This window comes from Halobiforma nitratireducens JCM 10879, assembly GCF_000337895.1.
GTDB lineage: Archaea > Halobacteriota > Halobacteria > Halobacteriales > Natrialbaceae > Natronobacterium > Natronobacterium nitratireducens.
Genome location: NZ_AOMA01000107.1, coordinates 41,079 through 48,251 on the forward strand (window position 1 = coordinate 41,079; position 7,173 = coordinate 48,251).

A 7,173-nucleotide genomic window follows, 5' to 3' on the forward strand; every position below is an offset into this window, starting at 1 on the left:
GAACGTTTCCCGAATCGGCCGACGAATCCTCGGGGATACGACTTTGACCGCGTCGTTCGAACGTCCATGCATGGAGTACACGGACGACCTGGGGGCGTTACTCTCCGAGACGGGAGTCAACGCCGTCCTCGGATGGATCGTGGTGGTCGTCCTGCTGACGACCGGGGTTCTGACGGCCCTCGAGGGGGCGTTCGACTGGACCTTCATCGCTCTCGTGGTCGTCACCATCGCCCTCGTTCCCGGCGTTGTGTTTCGGGACCCACGGGTGATGCCGCCGTGGGAGCTGCTCGCCGTCGCCGCGGTTCCGATCCTCTGGGAGGCGCTGCTGGGTCGTGCCTTCGTGACCGATGTCCCGGCGTACCTCGCGGTCGCCGCGCTGGCACTGCTGGTCGCCGTCGAACTCCACCAGTTTACGGCCGTCCGGCTGAACCACGGGCTCGCCGTCGCTCTCGTAGTGCTGACGACGCTGGCAGCCGCCGGCATCTGGAACGTTCTCCAGTGGACCGCCGACGTACTCGTCGACACGTCGTTCGTGCTGGACGGCCGCTCCCAGGACGCGATCAACGCCGACGTGATGGTCGAGTTCATCTACGCCGGCATCGCCGGCGTCGTGGGGGGTCTCCTGTTCGACCTGTACTTCCGCTCACGGGACCGGATGCCGACCGAGCGGACGTACGTCCCGCCGAAGCCACGTGCCGAAGCCGACGACGCGTCGTCGACCGCGGAACCCGACTCGCCGAAGCTTCGGGATCGGCTCGGCATCACCCCCCGGCGACAACGGCAGGCCAGCCGGGCCATGCAGGTCGTCCTGGCCGTCGTTCTCGTCTGGGGGCTGTCAGTCAGGGATTTACCGACGATCGCCAACGCCGGGGTCGCGCTCGCGATCACGTTCGTCCCGGCGATCCTCGAGCGGGAGTACGATCTCCCGATGGACGCCGGGCTCGTCCTCTGGATCACCACCGCGGTCTTCCTGCACGCGCTGGGGTCGGCGGGGCTGTACGACGCGATCGATCCCTGGGATCACCTGACCCACGCGCTGTCGGCCTCGGTCGTCGCGGCCGCCGGATACGCCATCTTCCGGGCCGTTCACGTCCATACGGACCGCGTCTACATCCCACCGAAGGTGATGGCCGTGTTCATCCTCGTCTTCGTGTTCGCGGCCGGCGTCGTCTGGGAGATTCTCGAGTTCGTCATCGACCAGAGTGCGATCGTCATCGGGCTCGACGCGGTCCTGGCGCAGTACGGGATCGACGATACGATCGTCGACCTGATGTTCAATGCCGTCGGCGCGGTGGTCGTTACCCTGTGGGGGACGGCCTACCTCACGGACGTATCCGACTCGCTGTCCGAGCGGTTCGACAGTTGGTACGAAGACGCGTGACGGGACCGCCGGGTCGTCGGCCGCCGGGGGTCGGTTCTCCTGTTCTTAGGGGAGTGGTGGAGTCCCGAGTGGGAGCAGGGGCAAGGGGCAGTTTCGAGTTCAGGCTCAGGCTCAGGTTCAGCCTCAGGTCCCCGTCGGCGCGCCCGCGCGAACGGAGCGTCCGGCGTACGCCACGTACCCGGCGAGAAGCAACCCGAGCACCCCGGCGACGACGTTGCTCCACAGCAGCGTCTCGCTTCCGATCTCGAACGCGAACGGGGCGACTGCCGTCCACAAACCGAGGATAGCGGCAAGCGCCATCACTCCGACACTGGTCGGGTGATCGGTGACGATCCGGTAGTAGTTGTACCCGGCCAGCAGGAGGATCGCCGCGCCGACGATGACGTTGTTCCAGACCGCCGCCTCGGCCGACTCGAGAACGAACGGTGAGATCAGTATCCAGAGGCCGACGACCGAGGCGATGCCGCTGATCCACTTCCTGCTCTCGGAGTCGCCGGTTTCCATCGCTTCTGGTCGGTCGGTGTCTGTTGTTTCGCTCATGTGCGGTCGATGAACGAGCCCGTGTATAAGCAACGCCTGTTGTTTCAGTAACAATACTGTGGATTACCGCCGCTGGTACGTCCCGGAACGGATCGCACCGACGGTCAGAACGCGATTACGGGACACGCTCCGAGCCACGATGTCGTCGTTCGTCGGGCGACGACAGCGACGACGAACACAATTCGATGAACGAGGAGTTGATACGAAAGTAAAAGCGATTTACCGAGACCTCGAGCCGACGGTCGCTACAGGGGATCGAGACGCTCTCACCCGGTGGGCGCTCCCCAAACCGGTAGTTCGCGGCCGGCGTACAGTGGCTCGATGGCGAGCGTTACCCGCCGACAGTCGAGTGGACGACCTTCTGTGAGCAGCTGCCAGCCAACTCGAGTATGCGTCCCAGGCCAGACCGGATCGTGCTGATCGACGCCGACATCGAGCGCGACGACGTGGTCGTTCGCTGTCCCGTCGCTGCTTCCAGCACCGCTTTTCGGATTCGGTAGAACGGTTCGAGCCACGCCCGTCTGGGGCGGCCGACGCTACCGGTGGCGCGATACGTACAACGTAACCGTCGTCGAAAACGAGAAACGAGGACGCGTAGGGAGCGATCACGGATGGCCGTCGACGAGCGGCGAGCGACGACCACACGTCGACGTCACTCGAGCCGCGTCGTCCTCGTGGCCGTCACTCCTCGAGCAGCCAGCCGAACCGCTTTTCCCAGTACTCTTCGCCGGGCGGTTTCTTCGAGCGGCCGTCGGTCTTCTCGTCGCGGATCTGTCGTTCCAGGATTTCCTTGGCCTCGTTGAGTGCGTGCTTGGCTCCGAACCCTTCGCCGGAGGCGACGTACAGCCCCCGGTCGGTGTGAAGCCGGACGCGGGCGAGCAAGAGCGGGCGGCCCCGCCGTTTTTCGTCGTGCTCGTGGAGGTGGACCTTCGCGTCGAGGAGGTTCATCTCGCCGTCCCGGTCGTCGAACGTCTCGACCATCGCGACGATCTCGTCGTAGCTCATGTCGTCGATCAGGTCGGTGCCGTAGATCTGGACGGCACGGTTGCCACCGGCCTCCCAGGTCAGCGAGTCGAGCACGTCAGTCTTGGTCACGATGCCGTCGAGCGAGCCGTCCGCGGTCACGACCAGCGACGAAGCGTCGATCTCGAACATCTCCTCGACTGCCGTCTCGAGGGTCTCCGACGGCGCGATCGTCCGAACTGGCGATACCATCACGTCACGGACCGGTAGATCGAGCATCCGCTCGAGTTCGCCCTCGCGGGCCCCGAACCCGCCGCGACGCGCTCGAGCCGTACTCGAGGATATCTCGCCGCCGAACGGGTCCACCCCACCGGCGTCGCCGCCCTGGCTCTGGACCTCCGCCCGGACCGTGAGATGGGTCACGTCGTAGAGGCTCAGGATGCCCACTGCGCTATCGTCCTCGACGACGGGGAGGTGCGTGATCCGGTTCTCGCGGAAGACGTTCAGCGCCTCGCCGAGGCCGGACTCGGGATCGAGCGCGACCAGATCGGGCGAATAGGCTTCCGACACCGTCGCCGCATCCAGATACGGATGGACCGTCTCGAGTACGTCGTCGGCGGTGACGACGCCGGTCAACTCCTGTCCGTCGAACACCGGCAGCAGTTGCGAGTCGCTGTCGATCATCAGCTGTGCGACCTTCCGGATGTCCTCGTCCGGAGCTAGTCGAGGGACGTGCCAGACCAGCGATCCGAGCTTCTCGTTTGGCTGGCGGTGCGACGTGGCGAGTTGGCGTCGGGTAACGACCCCCTCGAACTCGTCGTCTCGTACCACGACGCCCCTGATGTCGGTGTCCGCGAACGTCCCGACGAGTTTCGAGACGGTAGTATCGGGTGTGAATTCGACGAAGTCCTCCGAGACGATATCAGCGATGTCCATGGCTGTAGTCTGCCGTGTTTCCGGGGTGCGTTCGACGACCGATTCGCCCGATAGCTCACGCGCTGGGATAGGTCGATGGAGTACACCTGAACGTTCGCTACACAGTCTCAAATACTCGGGGGGTCGTTCCCATCGCGTCGGAGGAAGGTGGAAGGAGGAAAGCGAAAGGAGGAAGCCTCACTCTCGCCATCTTCCAGCTCCGTCGGCAGACCGTCGCTTCTCGGGTCGTTACTGCCGGGCCGAGACGGCTCTCTCATTACCGGTGAACGATGCCCCGCAGCCCGGAGCGGTAGGTTCGCTGTGGGTCCGACACGACGAGATACTGCCTATGGCGCTCGAGTCGATGGAATCCTCCGCTCACGTTCCCAGCGTTGACCGACGGCGATCGCTCGTCGCCGGCCAGTTCGAACCGAAGCGACGCCGCCCGCTTGCAAACGCCGTCCACCCGCCGCGCTTCGACCTCGCGTAGCGTCCCCGTGTTTCGAACGTCGACCTCGCTGGTCAACTCCCATCCGTCGCCGCCGTACTCCAATTCCGTGCCCTCGAGTTCTGACCACTGCGCATCGACCATACGAGCGTTACGACGGGCAGAAAGTCGGCTTTTCGTCCGTCGCTGACACAGTCCGTTCCTCAGCCGATACCGTCATCTTCGGTGGGACGTTTCCCGTCCGCGGGATGGCGGGGGTATCGAGCGGGCGGCCAAGCCCCGGAGTCGGTGTCGCTGCAACTGCGCCGAGACTGCAACAAAACAAAGACCGTGGTGGTCGTAAGCCGGGACATGGACGAGTACGACGACGTTCTCATCGCGACCGACGGCAGCGACGTCGCCACGGACGCAGCGACCGGCGGGATCGCACTCGCCGAGACTCTCGGGGCGTCCGTCCACGCCCTGTCGGTCGTTCAGGAGGGTCGGGACGCCGACGAGCAGCGACAACGCCGGGAAGAAGACGCGACGGACGTCGCCCGGCGGGCCAGCGAGGCCGGCCTCGAATCCGCCGCGGTCGTCCGGACTGGCCGTCCGCCGAACGCGATCCTCGAGCACGCCGACGCCACCGACGCCGACCTGATCGTCGTCGGCACCCACGGCAGGACGGGGCTCCGACAGGCCCTGCTCGGAAGCGTCGCACTCGAGGTCATTCGGGACGCTCGGCGGCCGGTGTTGACCGTCGGAAAGGAAGCGACGAAACGCGGGAACTTGGCCGACGGCGACATCGACGGCGTCTGTCTGGCCACGGACGGATCGACGGGGTCGGCAGCGGCGACCGAGCACGCGCTCGCGATCGCCGACGCCTGCGACGCCACGCTTCACGCGCTGTACGCCGTCGAGCCCGACGACGAACCCGGAAGCGACGACCTCCGCTCGGCGTTCGAGAAACACGGCGAGAAGACGACAGCGGGTGTGGCCGAGCGTGCAGAAGAGCACGGTCTCGACACTGTCGAGGCCGTCGAACACGGAGTGCCGACCGACATCGTCCTCGAGTACGCCGAGCGCGACGACGTCGATCTGGTCGTGATGGGCACCGAGAGCAAGTCCGACGTCGAGCGGCTCGTCGTCGGCAGCGTCTCCCAGCGAGTCGTTCCGAACGCGAGCGTACCGGTGATGACGGCCCGAACCCTCGAGTCAGATTTCTAGCGGTCACCGATTCCGGATTCTCGTCCGTCTCGTCGTGAACGCGCTCGCGATGGCGGAACGGGCGAAAGGAAGGGGAGCCGAACAGAAGAGAACGGAAGAGAACGGAAGAGAACGGAAGAGAACGGAAGAGAACGAAGGGGACAGAAGGCAACGATTACTGGAACATCCCCGTCTGGACCTGTTGTTGCTGTCCCTGTTCCTCGGCCACCTGTTGATACTGCTGGGCGACCTGTTGCATTCGCTGTTGAATCTCGTCTGCCTGTTCGTCCAGCGCCGTCGTGTCGACCTCGAAGTCGACCAGGGGCTCGAGCGCGTTCTCGATCACCGATTTGGCGGCCTGCGGATCGGGCAGGAACGGGTGCGAGCGGACGATAAGCAGGGCCGCAGGCACGGTGGCCTGATAACACTCGCGGACGAGCGCCCCCGTGATCCCGCCGACCAGCCCCGGATCGTCCGGGACGGTGATCCCAGCCGCGAGAAGATCCTCACGGATCCCGTCGGTCGTCGCGACGCCGGTCACCTCGCCGATCCGCTCTTCGGACTGCGCTGGCGCGCCCGCGAGGAAGATCGCCCGGCCGAAATCGTCCGCCAACTCCTCGAGTACACACTGTGACAGGGGTTCGTACGCCGTCTCCGGCAGTGCGAGGTCGCTCTCGAGTGTCATCACGGCGGGGTCCTCGCCGGCGTACACCCGGACGAGATCCTGGACGACCCCGTCTTCGAAGGTGACGACGGGTGGAAACTCGTCCGAGGCGACGTTCCCGTAGTGGTCCAGCCCGAGCTGGTCCGTGATCTGATCGACCGCGATAGCTGCGACGAGCCCGTGTCCGGGGAGTCCCTCGATCAGCGTCGGAGCGTCGGCCGAGACATCTGTAACCTGTTCGAACGACGCGGACGGGGTCTGGTCGGTCATCCGTAGCTGAAGCTACAGCCTCCCCGACTATGAGAGTATGGCCGGTATCGCGCCGGTTCACTCCCGACGTGGCGACGCACTCGAGTCGGTCTCGAGGGCCTGCTCGTGAATCGACGGCCCGTTCTCGTCGTCGGGGTGCCAGCTGGTTCCCTCGCGATCGAGGAGTCGTACGTCGGCACAGCGGACACACCGGAGCGGGTAGACCGGTCCGTCGTCGGCCGTAACGACCACCTCGTGGTTCCAGGGGTGGTGCCAGTCGTGGCCGTAGAGCCGGCACTGCCAGTGAGCGATCATCGAACGTCTGTCTCGTGGTACGGACCCACGAGGAATAAGTCGCTCGCCCCGTGGCCCGGTCCGACGACCGTAACGGCACGGCAACCCGAAGCCGGGCGATCACGTGTCGGTTCTGGTGGTGGAGTCGCCGTCGATAACCTGACCGCCTAGGGAGTCATAGAACAGTCAACACCCCATTCGACACTACTCTCTGCCAGGCAGTACAGGGGACAGATGGACAACGAGAGAGCGAAATCTACTCGAGGCTGTCAGAAATTCCGTGCTGAATAGATCGCGCGAATGTGCCACGAGATTTGGCTCGATTTGCGACGGTGGTGATCGCTAAGTATAGGAGAGGCAGTGATCGCGCCTAATATTAAGCTGATACGCTGAACCAGTATTTGAGTTTGGAAAAGACACTTATGACATCCTCTCTTTCAATCTGACATGCTCCGTTGCGAGGTCATCTAATCCTCCTCTCAGGCGTTCACTCCACTGTTCTTCGTGAGACTTGTAGGGAATTGGACGCCGTCT

At 64.6% G+C, this 7,173-nt stretch carries 7 protein-coding genes; 2 read left to right on the top strand and 5 right to left on the bottom strand.

Annotated features, from left to right (window positions below):
- The first annotated feature begins 70 nt into the window (after window positions 1-70).
- On the top strand, window positions 71-1,381 hold the full coding sequence (locus C446_RS10580; protein WP_049920157.1) for a hypothetical protein: 1,311 nt from the start codon (window positions 71-73) through the stop codon (window positions 1,379-1,381).
- A 123-nt stretch (window positions 1,382-1,504) separates the two neighbouring features.
- On the opposite strand, the gene C446_RS10585 is transcribed toward C446_RS10580, so the two are convergent.
- The 3 genes from C446_RS10585 to C446_RS10595 form a co-directional block, all read right to left on the bottom strand.
- A complete protein-coding gene (locus C446_RS10585; protein ID WP_006673091.1) occupies window positions 1,505-1,921 on the bottom strand; it encodes an SPW repeat domain-containing protein in 417 nt (138 codons plus the stop codon).
- Between the two features lie 681 nt (window positions 1,922-2,602).
- Window positions 2,603-3,820: a CBS domain-containing protein gene (locus C446_RS10590; protein ID WP_006673092.1), complete on the bottom strand. Its 1,218-nt coding sequence runs from the start codon at window positions 3,818-3,820 to the stop codon at window positions 2,603-2,605.
- A gap of 256 nt (window positions 3,821-4,076) precedes the next feature.
- Window positions 4,077-4,391, bottom strand: coding sequence for a hypothetical protein (locus C446_RS10595; RefSeq protein ID WP_006673093.1), 315 nt, complete (start codon window positions 4,389-4,391; stop codon window positions 4,077-4,079).
- A gap of 207 nt (window positions 4,392-4,598) precedes the next feature.
- Here C446_RS10595 and C446_RS10600 point away from each other — a divergent pair, with 207 nt between their 5' ends.
- A complete protein-coding gene (locus C446_RS10600) occupies window positions 4,599-5,453 on the top strand; it encodes a universal stress protein (protein ID WP_006673094.1) in 855 nt (284 codons plus the stop codon).
- Between the two features lie 154 nt (window positions 5,454-5,607).
- On the opposite strand, the gene C446_RS10605 is transcribed toward C446_RS10600, so the two are convergent.
- Together C446_RS10605 and C446_RS10610 are read right to left on the bottom strand one after the other, a co-directional pair.
- Window positions 5,608-6,366: a proteasome assembly chaperone family protein gene (locus tag C446_RS10605; RefSeq protein ID WP_006673095.1), complete on the bottom strand. Its 759-nt coding sequence runs from the start codon at window positions 6,364-6,366 to the stop codon at window positions 5,608-5,610.
- 57 nt (window positions 6,367-6,423) lie between these two features.
- Complete coding sequence (locus C446_RS10610; protein ID WP_006673096.1) at window positions 6,424-6,660, bottom strand: hypothetical protein; 237 nt, start codon at window positions 6,658-6,660, stop codon at window positions 6,424-6,426.
- Window positions 6,661-7,173: the final 513 nt, after the last annotated feature.

Excerpts from the sequence above, each read along its gene's own strand:
- C446_RS10610 (WP_006673096.1), bottom strand. The coding sequence starts at position 6,660 with ATGATCGCTCACTGGCAGTGCCGGCTCTACGGCCACGACTGGCACCAC.
- C446_RS10580 (WP_049920157.1), top strand. The coding sequence starts at position 71 with ATGGAGTACACGGACGACCTGGGGGCGTTACTCTCCGAGACGGGAGTC.
- C446_RS10595 (WP_006673093.1), bottom strand. The coding sequence starts at position 4,391 with ATGGTCGATGCGCAGTGGTCAGAACTCGAGGGCACGGAATTGGAGTAC.
- C446_RS10590 (WP_006673092.1), bottom strand. The coding sequence starts at position 3,820 with ATGGACATCGCTGATATCGTCTCGGAGGACTTCGTCGAATTCACACCC.
- C446_RS10585 (WP_006673091.1), bottom strand. The coding sequence starts at position 1,921 with ATGAGCGAAACAACAGACACCGACCGACCAGAAGCGATGGAAACCGGC.
- C446_RS10605 (WP_006673095.1), bottom strand. The coding sequence starts at position 6,366 with ATGACCGACCAGACCCCGTCCGCGTCGTTCGAACAGGTTACAGATGTC.
- C446_RS10600 (WP_006673094.1), top strand. The coding sequence starts at position 4,599 with ATGGACGAGTACGACGACGTTCTCATCGCGACCGACGGCAGCGACGTC.